The organism is Thermosipho africanus Ob7 (assembly GCF_003351105.1).
Classification (GTDB): domain Bacteria; phylum Thermotogota; class Thermotogae; order Thermotogales; family Fervidobacteriaceae; genus Thermosipho; species Thermosipho africanus.
The window spans coordinates 77,587-95,544 of record NZ_NKRG01000006.1; the positions used below are offsets into that span (position 1 = coordinate 77,587).

Genomic DNA, 17,958 nt, shown 5'->3' on the forward strand with positions numbered 1-17,958 from the left:
GTCACCCCTATTTATCCAAGAAACTGCCAGTTCATTATCTTTGCAAATATTTTATATGTTCTATAATAATCACCGTAAACCATTGCAACATGGTGTGCAATGCCATTTGTAATTAATCTATCTAATACATCTTTAACAGGCTTTTCAAACTTTACTTTTGCATATGTTCCCTTTAAGAGTTTTTCCATCTCAAAGGCCTTTCCTTTTTCGGCAAACACTCTTGTTTTTCCGCGGGCAGAATCTATCCTGAGAATAGTAATTTCACCTTCTTTTAAAACAAAGTCCGCTGTAACACCTTTTCCGCCTGCAAAGTAAGTGTCTAAACTTCTATTTGATTTCCCATCCCAGAGGTTTGCAGGGGCAACTCCACAATGCCATAACAGGGTTTCATCTTTTTCTAGATCGACCTGCGAAAGATCTGCAAGAAATGGAGTTTTATTAGATGCAGCTTTTGCTGCAATCATAGAAAGTGTTCCTTCTAAATCACCTTCGCAGCCTGTTATATATCCCTTTGCTTGTAAATATGACATGGCTGCACAAGGTGATATTCCATAGTCCCCTGCAAATTCTGGCCAGCATCTAATAGCGACACCTGCTAATTTTTTTTCATCCAAGAATTTTTTTAGGGCATAAGTTAATTTTGATACTTTTTTTAGCTGTTCTTTTGAAATGCTTGAAACTTCGTATACCTTAGAAATTTCTTCTTCATATACTTTTTCATCTGCATTTTTTGCCAAATCGTATAATTCATTTAACTGATAGTAGTCTACAATGGTACCAGAATTCCCAAAAAGATTTAATTCATCAACACTTAAATTGAAAAATCCATGTGCCCTATTGCCAAGGATTCCAATTTTTGAATCCGATATAGCCTTTTTCATATTAATCGCTTTTAGCCAATCTTCATCTACTCTTTCACCTATTACATAGTGAAAGTTGTCTACACCAGATTTATATAGGTTAGAAGCATTTAGGTTCAAACCGCATACCGAATTTAATCTGATTTTGCCTCCATCATATGGAAGCTCATTAAATGCCCATAGAAGAATTGGAACCTTGTATTTCTTTTGCAAGGATATTGCAAGATGACCTAGATGAAATGTACCACTAATTATTATCAACCCATCAATTTCTTTTATGTTTTCATATACCCTTTCAAGATCTTCTACATCTATTACAAGTTCATCGTATATTTTAAAATCTACATAATCTATCTTTTTTAATTCTTCTACCTTTGATTTGAAAATTTCTTCTGCTGCTTTAAAATCGAAAGTTTTACGTGCAAGGCAAACTACGCCAATTTTAGATTTCATTTTTTCACTCCCTTATGTTGTTTTTCTTTTAACTAACTCCACGTCAAATACATATTCTTTCTTTTTGTGCCTTTTCTTGTTTATCCTCTGATGCAAAATTTCAAAAGCCTTTTCACCAATTGCAAATTTGTCAACTTTTACTGTTGAAAGACCTACGATGCTTGAAAATACTATATCGTCATATCCAATGACTGCTACATCTTGCGGAACTTTTATGCCTTCCTCATTAAAGAATTTCAATACCGCAAGTGCAAATATGTCGTTGTAGCAAAAAATACCATCTATTTTTACATTTTTTCTTTTCCAAAATTGTTTAAATGTTGAAAACGCTTCTTCAAACCCTTCTTTAGAGAATAATGTATTTTCATTTAAGCCATGCTCTAGTATTGCCTTTTTATACCCCTCACATCTTTTTCTTGTTGCATATTTAAAGCTTGAGCCTGCAAAAAAGAGAATATTTTTCTTTCCACTTTCTATTAAGTGTTTTGTTGCAAGATAGCCACCCTTTAAGTCATCTATATATACCTCATCTATATTTAAATCTTCGTTGTGATATTCGACCAATACCGTTGGAAAATTTATCTCTTGAAGAAATTTCAAATCTTCGATTTTTGTTTGCATAGCAGTTATTATTAACCCATCTACCCTTCTTTCAAGGAAGGTGCGAATAGCCTTTTCCTCGATTTCGTATTTTCTATCGGTATTCATAAAAAGGATTTGGTAATCCTTTTTTCTAGCAGCGTATTCAACACCCTTGAGAATGTCTGAATAAAATGGGTTTTGAGTGTCTACTATAACTACGCCTATTGTTTTTGTTTTGTTGTATTTTAAAGATGTTGCAGTAATGTTTTTTACATAGTTGAGTTTTTTTGCAACCTGAAGGATTTTTTCTTTTGCTTCTTTGCTTACATATCCTTTGTTGTTTAACGCTCTTGAGACGGTTATGACAGAATATCCAGATTCTCTTGCAATATCCTTTAAGGTTACAAATCTTTTCATATTTCCCTCCTATTTGAAGTTTTTATCTTCTATTTTTCTAATTTCATTTAGTGCATTTTCTAAAAATTGCTTTCTGTTTTCATCAATGAAGTCAAGGCCCTCTGCAAACTTTGCGTTTAACCAGTTGTCAATTATTTCCTTTGCCTCAAAAGGAGTAATTAGCCATCCTCCCATAGTTAAAACATTAGAATTGTTTATTATTTTAGACAATTTTGCGGTAAATGGTCCTTCTACAACAGAAGCATACACTCCTTTGAATTTATTTGCAACTATTGCCATTCCCATTCCCGTGCCACAACACAAAATGCCTCTTTCATATTCCCCTTTAGAGACTTTTTCCGCAACCATAGCTGCAGATACATAATAAGGTCTTACTTCTTCATTTTCGTACATACCAACATCTTCAACTTCGATACCTTTTTCTAGAAGATATTTTTTTATTTCTTGTTTTAGTGAAAATCCAGATTTATCAGAGCCGATTACAATTTTCATGCCAATCCCTCCTTGATGCTTTCATATATTGATTGTGAATCAATTTTGAACTTTTTCATTAAATAATCCGCCTTTCCAACAAAACCATAATGATCCCTAATTCCTATTCTTTTTACAAAAACTGGATAATGTTCTGAAACAACTTCTGCAACAGCACTACCCCAACCGTTTATAATACTGTGATTTTCTACGACAAATATTTTTCCTGTTTCTTTTGCAGCCTTTACGATGCTTTCCTCGTCAACAGGTTTTAATGTATGCATATTAAGTACTCTAATGCTGTATCCTTCACTTTCAAGCATATCAACAACTTTTTTTACTTCGTATAGCATTATTCCAGAAGTAATAATTGTAAAATCTTTTCCGTCTTTTACTTCAAATATTTTTCCAATTTCAAAGTTGTCGTTTTCACTGAAAAATACTCTTTTTTCTTTTCTATTTAATCTTAAATATGAAGGACCTTGATATTCGATTATTTGCGGCAGTAATTTTTTTAGTTGTATAAAATCAACTGGTTCGATAACAATAAATCTTGGGAGATTCCTCATGATTCCAGCATCTTCAAAGCTCATATGAGTCTGACCGTTTAATTCTGCCATAACGCCAGGATCAGATCCAACGACTTTTACAGGAAGATTTGCAAGTCCAACTGAAATTGCAAGTTGATCGTAAGTTCTTCTTGTGGCAAAGGGTGTAAATGAATGCACAAATGGAATTTTTCCCATATTAGAAAGTCCTGCGGCAATGCCAACCATATTTGCTTCTGCAACACCTACGTCAATGTACCTATCTGGAAATTTTTCTTTGAAGATATCTGTTCTATGTGCTTTCATAAGGTCGGCATCTAGCACCATTATCCTTGGATCTTTTTCCGCTAATTTTACTAATTCTTTGTTGTATAGAATTCTTAATTCTTCATTCATATTTTTTCACCTCTTCTTCAAGCAATTGATGCGCCTTTTGCCATTCTTCTTTGCTAACCTTCATGTTGTGGCAAGAAAGTTTACCTTCTGCAAAATAAGCTCCTTTTCCTTTTATTGTGTTGAGTATAATTACAGATGATTGTTCTTTATTTTCCTTTGCCCTTTTTATAGCCTCATAAATTTGATTTATATCATGACCATCTATCGATTGTGTGTGCCACTTGAATGCCTTAAGTTTCTCTTCAAGGGGTTCTAAATCGTTAAGTTCTTTAATAGGAGCATCTATCTGCATTTTATTGTAGTCTATAAAGACTATTAAATTGTCCAGTCTTTTGTTTCCACCAAAGAGCAGAGCCTCCCATACCTGGCCTTCTTGTAGTTCTCCATCACCCAAAATACAATATACGTTGATATCTTTTTTGTCTAACTTTGCCGCTATGGCCATACCTATTGCTGCGGAAAGTCCTTGACCTAATGATCCGCTTGTCATATCAACACCAGGAGTTACGAGTCTATCACAATGACTTGGAAGTTTTGTTTCAGGCTGATTTAGTGTATCAAGGTATTCTTCAGGAATGTATCCTATATCTGCAAATATTGCATATAGTGCAGGCCCTGCGTGCCCCTTGGATAAAACAAGTCTGTCTCTATCCTCCCAATTTGGGTTTTTTGGGTCTATTTTCATAACCTTGTAATAAAGTACTACCAGTGCCTCAACAATTGACATACTACCACCAATGTGTCCAACACCTAAAGTTCCTATTTCCCTTAGTATGTTTTGCCTAACTCTTACCGCTTTTTTCTTTAGATAGATTTCTGTAGCTTTGTCCATACAAAGTCCTCCCTCTAAAAAATTTTCTTTAGAATTTGCATTAAATTGTCTTCTGTGAAATTTGCGGGTGTTAATTTTATAATATTGGCCTTAAATGAATCTTCAACAATTTTAGGTAATTCAGTTTCTTTAACACCATAATCTCTAAGTTTTAAACTAAATCCACCTTCTGTTATTGCATTATCTATCCATTCTTTTAAATCTTTAACATCAGTTTTTAGAAAATCTAAAAACTCTTCCAGTATAGATTTATTATTTTCGTATACAAATTCTATTAAGTGGCTTAAAGTTAATGCACAAGCAATCCCATGCGGGATTCCATACCTATTTGTTAGTGGAAAACTAATTGCGTGTGCGGCAGTTGTTCGTGTTTGTGAAAATGCAATTCCTGCAATAAGACTTGCTTTTGACATTTCATCTCTTGCTGAGTAGTCGAAGTTGGCTGATTTTAAAAGATTTTCTTTTATTATTTTTGCAGCTTTTAAGGAGAGTGCCTGACTGATATCTTGTGTTGATGTTGCCCAATATGATTCTATGGCGTGGGTAAACGCATCAAGGCCAGTTGAAATAGTAACGTTTTTGGGCATTGAATAAGTAAGTTCAGGATCAACTATGGAAAGGTCAGGCCAAAAGGCATCTGTTACAACAGGCATTTTTAATCCACTTGAAAAGGTATAAACTCCAACATTTGTAACTTCGCTTCCAGTACCAGATGTTGTAGGGCAAACAATTAATTTTGTTTTCTTTTCTTTAGGAACCTCATTTTCAATATTTTCAGCAAAGCAACTTACCGCTTTTGCGGTATCGATTGTACTTCCACCGCCTATTGCAACAATAGTTGTTATGTTTTCTTTTTTAGCAATTGATACCGCTTTTTTAACCTGCTGCGTTGGCGGGTTAGGAATAATTTCGCTAAAGACAACCTTTCCAAAATCGATTTTATCTTTAAGGAAAGGATCACAGATTACCATGGTGTTTTCATCGATATACTCCTTTAATTTTTTGAACTCTCCTTTTCCATATATTATTTTTACAGGCATAAAGTAACTAAAATTCATAAATTTGCCTCCTTTCTTTTTTGTGAAAATATGATAAAGAATACACCAATTAAGATAGCAGCAACACCAAAGACTTGATTGATATTGAGTTTTTCTTGAAACAAAAACATACTAACTATAATTACGTATATGGGCATAGATAGCAAAAAAGTCCTTATGATCCATATTTGGAATAACTCCATAGCTTTGTAGTAAACAATGTAAATAAGAACTTGAAATACACCAGCTATGAATAGTGATAAAAATGATTCGATGTTTACTATCTTTAAAGAAGAACCACTAAATATTGTTAGAGCTGAAAAAGATACCAAAGCAAACAAATTGTTGTAAAAACCTATAGATAAATTACTTAAATTGTATTTTTCCTTTACATTTTTAATTAAAAACGCATTTAGTGATACAAAAAATGCGCTCAAAATGAAGAATAAATCGCCGACATTTACGCTAAAGCTTTTAATATTAAACACAAATGCTATACCGATAAACATCATTAAAGTTCCAAGCCAATCAAAGATCAAAAATTTGATACCAAGAAATATAGAAATTAGGTTTGTAAAAAAGACATCAGTTCTCAGCAGCAGTACTCCATTTGAGGCAGTAGAGTATTTTAGACCCAAAAAAGCAAAAAAATCCAATAAAAAGCCTACAATACCAATTAAAATCAGACTAAAGGGAGCATTTTTTATAGAAGATAATTCTTTTTTTCTTGTAAAAATTAACATAACTGCTAATGCAAATAATCTTACATAAAAGCCTACGACCAATACATCTTGATACGAAGTTGCTATTTTATTTGCTATGTAATAACTTCCCCAGATGATAGAAAGTAATACTAGAAATAAGTAGTTTTTCATCCTTTAACTCCACCAGCCATTAAACCTTTTATAATGTATTTTTGAAGTGTTAAAGTAATGACGAACGCGGGTATTAACATCAAAGTACCTGCTGCAGATAGCTTACCCCACATTGGTGCGTATTGACCAAGATAGGCGTTAACTACTAAAGGAGCAGTTTTTGCTCTTATGTTTGTTAATATAAGTGCGTATAAAAATTCATTCCAAGACATTATGAAAGAAAAAACAAATGATACAACAAGTCCGGGGGATACTAATGGAATGAAGATAACCCAAAAGATTTTCTTTTCACCGCATCCATCAACCTTTGCTGCTTCTTCAAATTCTTTTGGAATAGCTGCAAAAAATGGAAGAAGGAGCCAGATAACATAAGGAATATTAAAACTTATATGTGCAAGTGTTAAACTAAAAACATTGTCTAGTAAGTTTAAACTTCTAAACAGCATGTACATAGGAACGGCAAGAGAAATTTGAGGAATCATTCTTGATGTTAAAAATGAGTAAGCGACAAATTTTTTTCCTTTAAATTTGTACCTGGTTATTCCATATGAAGCCATTGCACCTACTATAACTGAAAATGCAGAGGATATTAAAGCAACAATAAGACTATTTTTAATACCTCTTAAAAAAGTTCTATCTTTTAAAACGGAAATATAGCTTTTTAAAGTAAAATTTGTGGAAAAAGGAGTAGAAGAAAAAATATCGATATCTCTTTTAAAACTATTTGAGATAACTACCAATATTGGAATCATCTCTATTATTACTATCAAGAAAGCTAAAATTATTAATATTACATTTTTTGCTTTTTTATTCATAACTCTCACCCAAGTCAAAACTGTTTTTTATGAGGAATCTTGTAAGTATTAAGGAAGATATAATAAGTATTATTGCCATAGCAGATGCGTATCCAATGTTGAAATATTCAAATGCTTGCTTGTTTATGTACAAAGAAAGAAGTAATGTTCCATTACCGGGGCCGCCACCTGTCATTACATATACTTCTGAAAAAATTCTTAAAGCATCTATTGTTCTAAGCAATATAGCCATAACTATAGTTGGTTTAAGATACGGCACTATAACATAATATAGTTTTTCAAAAAAATTTGCGCCGTCTATTATCGCAGCTTCTTCCAGCTCTTTTGGCATTGTAGAAAGACCTGCATAAAGCAGAATAAACATAAATGGCCACATTCTCCATATATCTTGAATAACAACAGCTGCATAGGCTGAGCCTGGGTATGCTAGAAATGCCTTTTGCTTTAAACCAATCAAAGAAAGAAAGTAGTTGATAGTTCCATACTCTGGTTGAAGCATAAAACTCCAAGTTAAACCAGATAATATTGGAAGGATGAACACTGGTAAAAGTAATAGAGACCTTAATATGTTAACACCCTTAAATTGTCTATTCATTAATATTGCAACGAAAAAGCCTATAACAAGTTCTATAGGAATAGCTATAAATATAAAACCAAACTGTTTTAGTAGAGCGCTCCAAAATATTTTATCTTTGAATAAATTAATGTAGTTTTTCAAAAAGACAAAAGCTCTATTTTGAGTGCTAACTAGATTCCACTCAAAAAAAGAAAGGCCTGTGGCATAGACAATTGGAAAAATAAGAACAACAAAAGCTGATAAGATGGCTGGCATTAGGAAAAAGAGGGGAAAGTTACCCCTCTTTTTTTTATTTTTCAACGACATTTTTTAATTCCTCCACCATTTTATCTAAGGCTTCATCGATTGACATTTGTCCTGTTACACCAGCAAGCCAGTAAGTTCTAATCACATTTGAAACTTCTGGATAATTTTCGATTCTAGGTCTGCTTATAGCATATTTCATAGATTCGAATATTCCTTCAAACCATGGTCTATCTTTTGCAAGTTCAGGATCTTTTAGTAAATCTACTCTTGCTGGAGTCATTCCTACTTTAACTAATTCTTTTCCAGCCTTATACGATGACCACCAGTATGCAAATTCTGCAGCTGCTTCTTTGTTTTTAGAAGCTTTTGGAATTCCAAGAACCCAGGCGCCTCTAACTGCTGCTCTTCTAATATCACCAGATGGTGGAGCTGAATAAATGATATTACCAACAACCATAGACTTATCAGGATTTTCATGATCAGGAATTATTGCTGGCCATTGGAACATTGAAAAGACTTTACCTTGGTTAAATGCGGCAATTCTTTCTGAGTGACCATAGTTATTTGCGCCTTCAGGAGCGTACTTTAATAATTCTTTATACATTTCCATTGCCTTTTTTGCTCTTTCTTTGTTTAGAACAACACGATATTTTCCGGTTTCCTTGTCAAACATAATAGGTGTGGTACCATATGCTTCAAACATCATCATAGCTTCACAAGTAGAACCTTCTGTTGATTTTGTAAATGGAGCAAATCCATATATCCCTTTTTTCTTTAAAAATTTTGCCATATCAAGCAGTGCTTCAAATGTCTGTGGAACCATCATTTCGTATCCATATTCTTTCATAAATTCATCTTTGTACTTTTCTATTATGTCTTTTCTTGTCATCCATACATAGACGTTACCATTAATTGGAAGCCCAACAATTACATCTCTTAATACAGCTGCTTTAAACGTTTCTTCCAGAATAACGTTTAAATCTGGTTTTTCATAATACTTTCCTTTTGGCCATTTGTCATATGGTTCAAGTAATTTACCAATTTGTGGAACGTAAGGTTCATCAACGGCAACTATATCATACTGTGTAGAATTGCTAGATACACCAACTGCAATTTTTTGAAGGACATTTCCGGAAGGTACTAATTCCATTTCCACTCTAATTCCAGTTGCTTTTTCAAATTCTGGAAGTTTTTCAAGAACGGCTCTGGTCAATGCATCATCCCAAACTAAAACCCTTATTGTAGGCCCTGCAAAAAGACTTACGACTAATACGAGCAGCGTTAAAAACAACACCTTTTTCACAACAATCCCCCCTTAAAATGGTATGATAACGTTATCTGATAACGTTATCACACATATATTAACACTTTTATAAAATATTTTTTAAATGTAATTTTATACCAATGAAGATAATTTTTTATAGATATTCTTAAATGTTTGAAAAAATCTTTTGGTTTTGGAATGATAAAAAAGAAAGCTCCGGATTGCGGGGCTTTTCACCAAGGAAGTGGATTAGGGGCTATTTCATTGTCATATAATTCTTCATACTTTTTCACTTTCTCTATATCCATTTTAATATCGCTTGCTTTTAGATTTTCTTTTAATTGTTCAATATTTTTACTGCCAACAGCTATAGTTGAAATTGCATCGTAAGATAGAATAAAACTTAAAGCCTCATGGACCATTGAAACATTTTCACCTTTTATTTTTCTTACTTTTTCAACTAACATTGCACGCCTTTCTATATCATTTACACTCCATCTACTTCTTATGCCTGTAAAACGACTGTTTTTGTTGTGCTTTCCAGTTAACCACCCTGAATCAAGGGGAACTTTTACAATTACTGCATACTCTTTTTCCTTCAACTTATTAAATGATTTTCTTACATCTTGAAAGAAAATATTAAAAAGAATTTCTACAACTTCGCTATAGGTTCTTTCTATTAACCTATCAACTTCTTTTGAAAAATCGAGAGATGCACCATATGCTTTAATTAGACCTTCGGATTTCATCTTTTCTAACACTTTAAATTGCTCGCTTTTTTGATCAAGTAATTCTAATGGCGGATTGTGCAATATAACAGAATCAAGATAATCTGTTTTTAGTTTTTTTAAACTATTTTCTATTGTTTTTTGAATTACATAAGGGTCGAAGCCATTTTCTAACCCTGGTACATGTCCAACTTTTGTGTTAATCACTATTTTTTCTCTGTTAAAATCTTTTAAGGCTTCGCCTAAAATCATTTCACTTTTTCCTTCTGCATAATTTGGAGCAGTATCAAAAAAATTACAACCTAGTTCAACTGCGGTATGAACTAAATTTATAGCCTCTTCATATTTTGGGCCATCCCAGTCTTTTTCATTACCAAGTTGCCATGCTCCAAATCCAATTTCAGATACTAATTTTTCACTTTTTCCATATTTTCTATAATTCATAATATCATCTCCTTCTGTTTTCTTTTTAAGTTTCTTACAAAATATTATCATATCAACTATATAAATATTATTTCTCATATTCTTAGTTATAAACAGTAAGCAAAAGTATTTTTCATTTATTTGTATTTATATTTAAAAAATTGAGTTTCAAAACTTTTTTTTATGTAAATAATTACATTGATATAGTTAAATTGTGTTAAGAAATAAAGATTTTGTCTTTATTTCTAGAAAATCAAGGAGGTGAAAGGATGAAAAAGCTTTTTGGGATTTTATTAGTTTTTATTATTTCTTTATCAGTATTTTCTCAAGTTCCTCTTCCAAGAAATGAAACTATTTACGTTGCAGGAGGTCTTTGGGGACCGGCAACAACTTGGAATTTGTATGCGCCACAGAGTACTTGGGGAACCCAACAATTTTTGTATTTGCCCCCATATCTTTATGATCTTGGAAAAGACGCATGGCTACCTTTAATTGCCGAAAGTTATGAATTTGTAGATTCAAAGACACTTAGATTGAAGATAAGAGATGAGGCAAGGTGGAGCGACGGAAGGCCAATAGATGCACAAGATTTTATTTACACATTTGAACTTACCAAGAAAATGGGAGTTGGACCAGGTCTTGCTTGGGAGAATTACATTGAATCTATTAAGGCTATAAATGCCAAGGTTGTAGAATTCAAGATTAAAGAAGATAATGTAAATTATTTCCAATTTATTAACTATGCTTTGACAACAATTCCTGTACCAGAACATGTTTACAAAAAAATTGAAGAAAGTGGAGAAAGTATAAAGGATTGGATAAATAATAATCCAGAACAGCAAGTTGTTTCAGGTCCATACAAACTTTATCATTCAGATCCTAATATAGTTGTCTATGAAAGAATAGATGATTGGTGGGGTAAAGATATATTTGGACTACCAGCTCCAAAATATATAGCACATGTTATTTACAAAGATAATCCTGTTGCAAGTCTTGCTCTTGAAAGAGGAGAAGTTGACTGGGCAGGACTATTTATTCCAAGTGTATGGGATCTTTGGGAAAAGAAAAAATTACCAATTGGTACATGGTATAAGAAAGAACCATATTTCTTACCTGATGGAGTTGGATTCCTTTATATAAACAATACGAAAGAACCTCTTAACAATCCTGCTGTTAAAAAAGCCATTGCATTTGCAATTCCATACAATGATATGTTAAAGAAAGCATATTTTGGATATGGAAAACAAGCACATCCATCAATGGTTATTGATTTGTTTGAACCAAACAAACAATACATTGATTATGATCTTGCAAGAAAAGTATGGGGAACTGAAGATGGTAGAGTGCCAACAGATTTAAAGATGGCAGAAAAGATTCTGGATGAAGCTGGATTTAAGAAAGGTCCAGATGGAATAAGAGTTTCCCCAGATGGAAAAAAACTAGGAACATATACAATATCTGTTCCATATGGTTGGTCGGACTGGATGATGATGTGTGAAATGATTGCAAAGAATTTAAGAGAAATTGGAATTGATGTTAGAACAGAATTTCCAGACTTTTCAGTTTGGGCAGATAAAATGACAAAAGGTACTTTTGATCTTATAATTTCCTGGAGTGTTGGACCAGGATTTGATCACCCATACAACATTTACAGATTTGTTGGTGATTACAGACTTACAAGCCCTGTTGGAGTTTCAAATTGGGCAGGAGACTGGGAAAGGTATAAAAACGAAGAAGTTATGGAATTGTTAGATACCGCTGTAAGAACTCTTGATCCAGAACAAAGGAAACAAGCATACTTTAAGATTCAAAAGATTTTCTATGAAAATATGCCAAGTATACCAGCATTCTATACTGCACACTGGTATGAATTCTCAAATAAATATTGGGCAAATTGGCCAACAGAAGATAATCCATACTGGTACAGACCTTCTCCATTCCATGTAAATACATTACCAACATTGTTTGGTATTTCTCCAGCAAACAACCCAAAACCAGTACCAACCTGGTTTAATACTACCGAAAATGGAGGATATCTTGTTCCAACTAAAGAAATATTTGAAGATTTACAAAATGCATCTAAGTAATATAATTTCCACCCCTGCTTTGTCAGGGGTGGATTATATCCAGAAGTGAGGAGTGGTAGATAGATGTTTTCAAAGCAAATGTGGAAGTACCTTTTTAGGAAATTGATTTTTCTTTTAATAACTTACATAATTGCTACTACAATTGTCTTTTTGCTTCCAAGGATAATTCCTGGAAATCCTCTCTCACAAATACTTTCTAGGTTATCACAAGTTGCTCAAGCAAACCCTGAATCTATTAGAGCAGCTGAGAAAAATTTAATGGAAGAATTTGGATTTGGCAAGCCATGGTATATTCAATACTTTGATTTTATTATAAAAGCATTGAGTGGAGATTTAGGAACATCTATTTCATATTATCCTAGAAAGGTTTTGGACCTAATTATACCAGTATTACCTTGGACTTTGATTTTGCTTCTTCCAGCAACAATAACTGCTTGGTTTTTGGGGAATAGTCTTGGTGCAAAGGCAGGTTATCGAAGAAATAGTTGGATTGATAAAGGAGTTTTAACGACTTCGTTGATTGTTTCTCAAATACCATATTATTGGCTTGGAATGATTTTGATTTACTTTTTCGGAGTACAACTTGGTATTTTACCAGTTGGAGGAGCTTATACTCAAGGACATTTTCCAAGCTTTACATGGAGTTTCTTCTTTGATGCTTTAAAACATTATATTTTGCCATTTTCATCAATTGTTATATCTGCAATGGGTGGCTGGGCGATTGGTATGAGATTAATGGTAATTTATGAACTTGGAAACGATTACGTTAGATTTTCTGAAGCACTTGGTATGAAAGATAAAAGAATCTATAGATACGTTTTTAGGAATTCACTTTTACCTCAAATTACTGGACTTGCTTTAAGCTTAGGCGGTGCATTAGGTGGAGCACTTATAACTGAAATTATTTTTAATTATCCTGGTACAGGCTTTTTATTGTTTAAAGCTTTAACGACACTTGATTATCCCCTTATTCAAGGTATATTTGTGATTTTAATAGCCGCTATTTATCTAGCAAATTTTGTTGTTGATTTTGTTTATGCCTTAATTGATCCAAGAATAAGATTAGGTCAGGAGGAATGAGAAATGTTTAAAACTATGTTTAAACCTCTTTTTAAAAGTAAGAAATTCATAATCGGCCTTATAATATTTTTCATTTTCCTTGCTTTGGGGATTTTAGGGCCAGTTATATATAGAGTTGATCCAACTGAAATGACGTGGGATTTTGAACAACCACCATCAAGTGTTCATCCTCTAGGTACAGATACATATGGAAGAGATATATTAGCACAATTGCTACATGGAATACGTGCTTCTTTATATGTAGGATTTTTAGCGTCTATAATTTCGCTAGTTATAGGAACGATTGTAGGAACTTTTTCAGCCGTAAAAAGAGGAATAGTAGATGATCTTTTAATGTCATTTACTAATATTGTACTTACCACGCCATCAGTATTAATAGCAATTTTGATTGCAAGTTACTTAAATGTTAGAAGTCTAGAAGTAATTGCACTTATCTTAGGTTTATTCCAGTGGCCGTGGTTTGCAAGGGCAATAAGGGCACAGCTTATGAGTGTTTTGTCAAGGGAGTATGTATACCTTTCAAGAATGGCAGGATATTCAGATTTTAGACTGATAATTGAGGATTTAATTCCAACTATTGCAACATATGCGTTTATGTCTTTTGTTCTATTTATAAATGGAGGAATTATGGGAGAGGCAAGTTTAAGTCTTATTGGGCTTGGACCAACTCAAGGAATCTCCCTCGGAATAATGCTGCAATGGGCAGTTATGATGGATGCGATGAGACGTGGTCTTTGGTGGTGGTTTGTTCCACCTGGAATTGCAATTGTTGCTGTAACAACTTCATTGTTGATTATTAGTACTGCCATGGATGAGGTATTTAATCCAAGGTTGAGGGAGGAATGATGATGTCTGATTCATTAGTTAAAATAGAAAATGTAAAAGCATATTACATGTTGAAGGACAAATATGTAAAAGCAGTTGATAATGTTTCTTTTGAGATAAAAGAAAATGAAGTTATTGGTGTTGTTGGAGAATCAGGTTGTGGTAAATCTACTCTTTCTAATATTTTGATGATGAATATTATTAAACCACTTACGTTAATTGATGGAAAGATTCTTTTTAAAGTTGGTAATGATTATAAAGAGATTTCTTCAATGGAACGTGAACAGGTAAAGAAAGAGTTTTGGGGGAAAAAGATTGCACTGATACCGCAGGCAGCCATGAATGCCCTCATGCCAACTATTAAAATAGAAAAGTATATAGAACATCTTGCAGATGCTCATAACATTCCGAAAAAAGAATTTTTAAAAAAAGCCAAGGAGAGATTTGAAAAAGTTGATTTAGATCCAATGTGGTTAAAGAGATTTCCTTTTGAGCTAAGTGGTGGTATGAAACAACGTGCAGTTATTGCAATTGCAACCTTGTTAGATCCTGATTTATTAATTGCGGATGAACCTACATCTGCTTTGGATGTAGTAAATCAAAAAATGTTTTTAAAAATTTTAATGGAAATGAAAAGACAAGGAATTGTAAAGAGTATTATTTTTGTTACACATGATATTGCTACAATAAGGCAAATTGCAGATAGAATGCTTGTTATGTATGCTGGAAAGATTATGGAAATTTCTCCTATTGATCAAATTGTTGAAAAACCTTTAAATCCATATACACAGGGACTTTTAAATTCTGTTTTAACACCTGAACCGGAGATAAAAAAGAGGGGCATTTCAACAATTCCAGGTGCTCCTCCAAATTTAATTGAGCCTCCAAAGGGCTGTAGATTTCATCCAAGGTGTCCACATGCAATGGATATATGTAGAGAAAAAGAACCTCAATTTAAAGAAATAGAGCCCGGAAGAAAAGTTGCTTGCTTTTTATATTCGGAGGAGAGAGCATGAGTAGACTTGTTGTAAAAAACTTATCGAAAACATTCTTAGTAGGTTTTTTTTCAAAAAGAAAAGTTGAAGCAGTAAAAAATGTATCTTTTGAAGTAAAAGAAAATGAAATTGTTTCACTTGTTGGTGAAAGTGGTTCTGGAAAAAGTACAACTGCAAAGATGTTATTAAGATTAATGCCTCCAACAGAGGGAGAAATTATTTTTGAAGGGAAAGAAATCTGGAAAGATATAAAAAATAATGATGAAGTAATAAATTTCAGGCGAAATTTGCATGCGGTTTTTCAGGATCCTTTTGCAAGTTATAATCCTTTTTATCCAGTTGAGAGAACCCTCTGGCAAGTTTTAAGACTAAAGGATAAAAACATTTCCAAAAAAGAAGGGCTTGAATTAATTAAAGAATCATTATTTAAAGTCGGCCTTGATCCCAAAGATGTTCTTGGAAAGTTTCCTCATCAAATCTCAGGTGGTCAAAAACAAAGGATTATGATAGCAAGGTGTTGGTTGTTGAGACCAAGTTTTATAATAGCTGATGAACCGACATCTATGGTTGATGCTTCTTCAAGGGGAGGAATAATAAAGCTTTTAACAAAATTAAGAGATGAAGAAGGAACATCTATAATGTTTATAACCCATGACCTGGGACTTGCATATTATGTTTCAGACAGAATCTTTGTTATGAAAAGCGGTGAAATTGTTGAACAAGGAACACCAGATGAAGTTGTTTTAAATCCTAAGCATGAATATACGAAGCAGTTAATAGGAAGTATTCCAAAGCTTTACAAGAAGATGGAGGATATATAATGTTTTTTAAGTCTCTTATAACAATTTTTGTATGGGCTTTTATTTTAGAGCTCTTAACTTTAATTTATTATCTTTCAAATGGTCAGAGACCTTTTGAATTTTATTTAAATTTGTTTCTGCTTATTTTTACTTCTATATTTTTATTTTTCTTCGTTTTAAAAGAAAGGAAAAAGATGAAAGATATTGAAAAGGATGAGTAATTGTTCCTTACGAGTGAATGGAGGTGAAAAAATGTTTCCAAAAGATTTTTTGTTTGGTGCATCTCTTTCTGGATTTCAATTTGAAATGGGAATGAATGATGTAGATGAAAATACAGATTGGTATCATTGGGTAAGAGATATGAGGAATGTTTTAAATGGTGTTGTGAGTGGTGATCTTCCAGAAAATGGAGCAGATTACTGGAATAAATATGAAAAAGTTCATTCTCTTGCTAAAGATTTTGACATGAATGTATTAAGGATTGGTATAGAATGGTCTAGAATATTTCCCGAAAGCACTGAAAAAGTAGATTATGGTTCGGGAAATATGCTTCAGGAGTTAGATGAATTGGCGAATCATGATGCGTTGGAACACTACAGAAAAATTATGGAAGATATTAAAGAAAAAGGGTTAAAGTTATTTTTAAACCTTAACCATTTTACTTTGCCTATATGGCTTCATGACCCAATAAAAGTTCTCAAAGGTGAAGAAAAGGAAAAGATAGGATGGGTAAAAGATAATGCTCCAATAGAATTTGCTAAATTTGCAGAATATGTAGCATGGAAGTTTTCAGACATTGTTGATTTGTGGTCAACAATGAATGAACCTAACATCGTTGGATGGCTTGGATATTTAAGTATTAACGCAGGATTCCCACCAAGCTATTTTTCTCCTGATTGGTTTGTAAGAAGTTTTAAAAATCAAGCAAAAGCTCATAATTTAGGATATGATGCAATAAAGAAATATACAGATAAACCGGTTGGAATTATATACTCATTTTCCTGGGTTGACACGTTAAAAGATGATGAAGAAATATTCGAAAAAGCTATGTATTATGAAAATTGGTATTTCATGGATATGGTCAAAGAAAGACTTGACTTTATTGGTGTAAATTATTACACTAGAAAGGTAGTGGATAAAATTCCAGGTTTTGAATTAGCAGGTTTTAAAGTTGATTGGAGGATTCTTCCTGGTTACGGATATGGATGTCCGGAAAAAGGTTTTTCAAAAATTGGTAGACCTGCAAGCGATTTTGGCTGGGAAATTTATCCAGAGGGTTTGTACAAAATGCTTAAGCATCTCTATGGTCGATATTCAAGGCCTTTGATTGTAACTGAGAATGGAATAGCTGATGAAAGTGATAGATACAGATCACAATATTTAATTTCGCATCTATACGCGGTTGAAAAAGCATTGGATGAAAATGTAGAGCTTTGGGGATACCTACACTGGTCAATTATAGATAATTATGAATGGGCAAAAGGATATTCAAAAAGGTTTGGACTTGCTTATACAGATTTTGAAAGAAAAGAGTATATTCCAAAACCATCAATGTACATATATAAAGATATTATTAGAAAAAAGACAACCGAGCATTTTAGAAAATTTGATCCATTTGGTATTATGAATTTTTAATCGAGGTGAATC

Annotated in this window: 18 protein-coding genes; 7 read left to right on the top strand and 11 right to left on the bottom strand. The window is 32.9% G+C overall.

Features of this window, described 5'->3' with window-relative positions; genetic code table 11:
- Window positions 1-11: 11 nt before the first annotated feature.
- The 11 genes from OB7_RS07275 to OB7_RS07325 form a co-directional block, all read right to left on the bottom strand.
- Window positions 12-1,313: an L-fucose/L-arabinose isomerase family protein gene (locus OB7_RS07275; protein WP_114702892.1), complete on the bottom strand. Its 1,302-nt coding sequence runs from the start codon at window positions 1,311-1,313 to the stop codon at window positions 12-14.
- 12 nt (window positions 1,314-1,325) lie between these two features.
- Complete coding sequence (locus OB7_RS07280) at window positions 1,326-2,312, bottom strand: LacI family DNA-binding transcriptional regulator (RefSeq protein ID WP_114702893.1); 987 nt, start codon at window positions 2,310-2,312, stop codon at window positions 1,326-1,328.
- A 9-nt stretch (window positions 2,313-2,321) separates the two neighbouring features.
- Complete coding sequence (locus OB7_RS07285; RefSeq protein ID WP_114702894.1) at window positions 2,322-2,804, bottom strand: RpiB/LacA/LacB family sugar-phosphate isomerase; 483 nt, start codon at window positions 2,802-2,804, stop codon at window positions 2,322-2,324.
- Window positions 2,801-3,727 carry a transketolase family protein gene (locus tag OB7_RS07290; protein WP_114702895.1) on the bottom strand — a complete coding sequence of 309 codons (927 nt, stop codon included), beginning with the start codon at window positions 3,725-3,727 and terminating at the stop codon, window positions 2,801-2,803. The genes OB7_RS07285 and OB7_RS07290 overlap by 4 nt, the downstream gene beginning before the upstream one ends.
- Entirely contained in the window at window positions 3,720-4,559 is an 840-nt protein-coding gene (locus OB7_RS07295; protein ID WP_114702896.1) for a transketolase, read from the bottom strand. The genes OB7_RS07290 and OB7_RS07295 overlap by 8 nt, the downstream gene beginning before the upstream one ends.
- Window positions 4,560-4,573: 14 nt before the next feature.
- A complete protein-coding gene (locus OB7_RS07300) occupies window positions 4,574-5,617 on the bottom strand; it encodes an iron-containing alcohol dehydrogenase (protein WP_114702897.1) in 1,044 nt (347 codons plus the stop codon).
- Window positions 5,614-6,471: a DMT family transporter gene (locus OB7_RS07305; RefSeq protein ID WP_114702898.1), complete on the bottom strand. Its 858-nt coding sequence runs from the start codon at window positions 6,469-6,471 to the stop codon at window positions 5,614-5,616. The genes OB7_RS07300 and OB7_RS07305 overlap by 4 nt, the downstream gene beginning before the upstream one ends.
- The gene (locus OB7_RS07310; RefSeq protein WP_114702899.1) at window positions 6,468-7,286 is read right to left on the bottom strand and encodes a carbohydrate ABC transporter permease; all 819 of its coding nucleotides are present in this window, start codon (window positions 7,284-7,286) and stop codon (window positions 6,468-6,470) included. Before OB7_RS07310 ends, OB7_RS07305 begins: the two co-directional genes overlap by 4 nt.
- A complete protein-coding gene (locus OB7_RS07315) occupies window positions 7,279-8,169 on the bottom strand; it encodes a carbohydrate ABC transporter permease (RefSeq protein WP_114702900.1) in 891 nt (296 codons plus the stop codon). Before OB7_RS07315 ends, OB7_RS07310 begins: the two co-directional genes overlap by 8 nt.
- On the bottom strand, window positions 8,153-9,412 hold the full coding sequence (locus OB7_RS07320; protein ID WP_114702901.1) for an extracellular solute-binding protein: 1,260 nt from the start codon (window positions 9,410-9,412) through the stop codon (window positions 8,153-8,155). The genes OB7_RS07315 and OB7_RS07320 overlap by 17 nt, the downstream gene beginning before the upstream one ends.
- 194 nt (window positions 9,413-9,606) lie before the next feature.
- Window positions 9,607-10,545 (bottom strand): aldo/keto reductase, encoded by a 939-nt coding sequence (locus OB7_RS07325; RefSeq protein WP_114702902.1) that lies wholly within the window; start codon window positions 10,543-10,545, stop codon window positions 9,607-9,609.
- Between the two features lie 248 nt (window positions 10,546-10,793).
- Here OB7_RS07325 and OB7_RS07330 point away from each other — a divergent pair, with 248 nt between their 5' ends.
- From OB7_RS07330 to bgaS, 7 genes are all read left to right on the top strand, one after another.
- Window positions 10,794-12,611 (top strand): ABC transporter substrate-binding protein, encoded by a 1,818-nt coding sequence (locus tag OB7_RS07330; RefSeq protein ID WP_114702903.1) that lies wholly within the window; start codon window positions 10,794-10,796, stop codon window positions 12,609-12,611.
- A gap of 63 nt (window positions 12,612-12,674) precedes the next feature.
- Window positions 12,675-13,691, top strand: a complete 1,017-nt coding sequence (locus OB7_RS07335; RefSeq protein ID WP_114702904.1) for an ABC transporter permease — start codon at window positions 12,675-12,677, stop codon at window positions 13,689-13,691.
- A gap of 3 nt (window positions 13,692-13,694) precedes the next feature.
- Window positions 13,695-14,537, top strand: coding sequence for an ABC transporter permease (locus OB7_RS07340; RefSeq protein WP_114702905.1), 843 nt, complete (start codon window positions 13,695-13,697; stop codon window positions 14,535-14,537).
- A 2-nt stretch (window positions 14,538-14,539) separates the two neighbouring features.
- Window positions 14,540-15,532 (top strand): ABC transporter ATP-binding protein, encoded by a 993-nt coding sequence (locus OB7_RS07345; RefSeq protein WP_114702906.1) that lies wholly within the window; start codon window positions 14,540-14,542, stop codon window positions 15,530-15,532.
- Window positions 15,529-16,332 carry an ABC transporter ATP-binding protein gene (locus OB7_RS07350; RefSeq protein WP_114702907.1) on the top strand — a complete coding sequence of 268 codons (804 nt, stop codon included), beginning with the start codon at window positions 15,529-15,531 and terminating at the stop codon, window positions 16,330-16,332. Before OB7_RS07345 ends, OB7_RS07350 begins: the two co-directional genes overlap by 4 nt.
- The gene (locus OB7_RS07355; RefSeq protein ID WP_114702908.1) at window positions 16,332-16,532 is read left to right on the top strand and encodes a hypothetical protein; all 201 of its coding nucleotides are present in this window, start codon (window positions 16,332-16,334) and stop codon (window positions 16,530-16,532) included. The genes OB7_RS07350 and OB7_RS07355 overlap by 1 nt, the downstream gene beginning before the upstream one ends.
- 31 nt (window positions 16,533-16,563) lie before the next feature.
- Window positions 16,564-17,946: a beta-galactosidase BgaS gene (gene bgaS / locus OB7_RS07360; protein ID WP_114702909.1), complete on the top strand. Its 1,383-nt coding sequence runs from the start codon at window positions 16,564-16,566 to the stop codon at window positions 17,944-17,946.
- Window positions 17,947-17,958 lie beyond the last annotated feature (12 nt).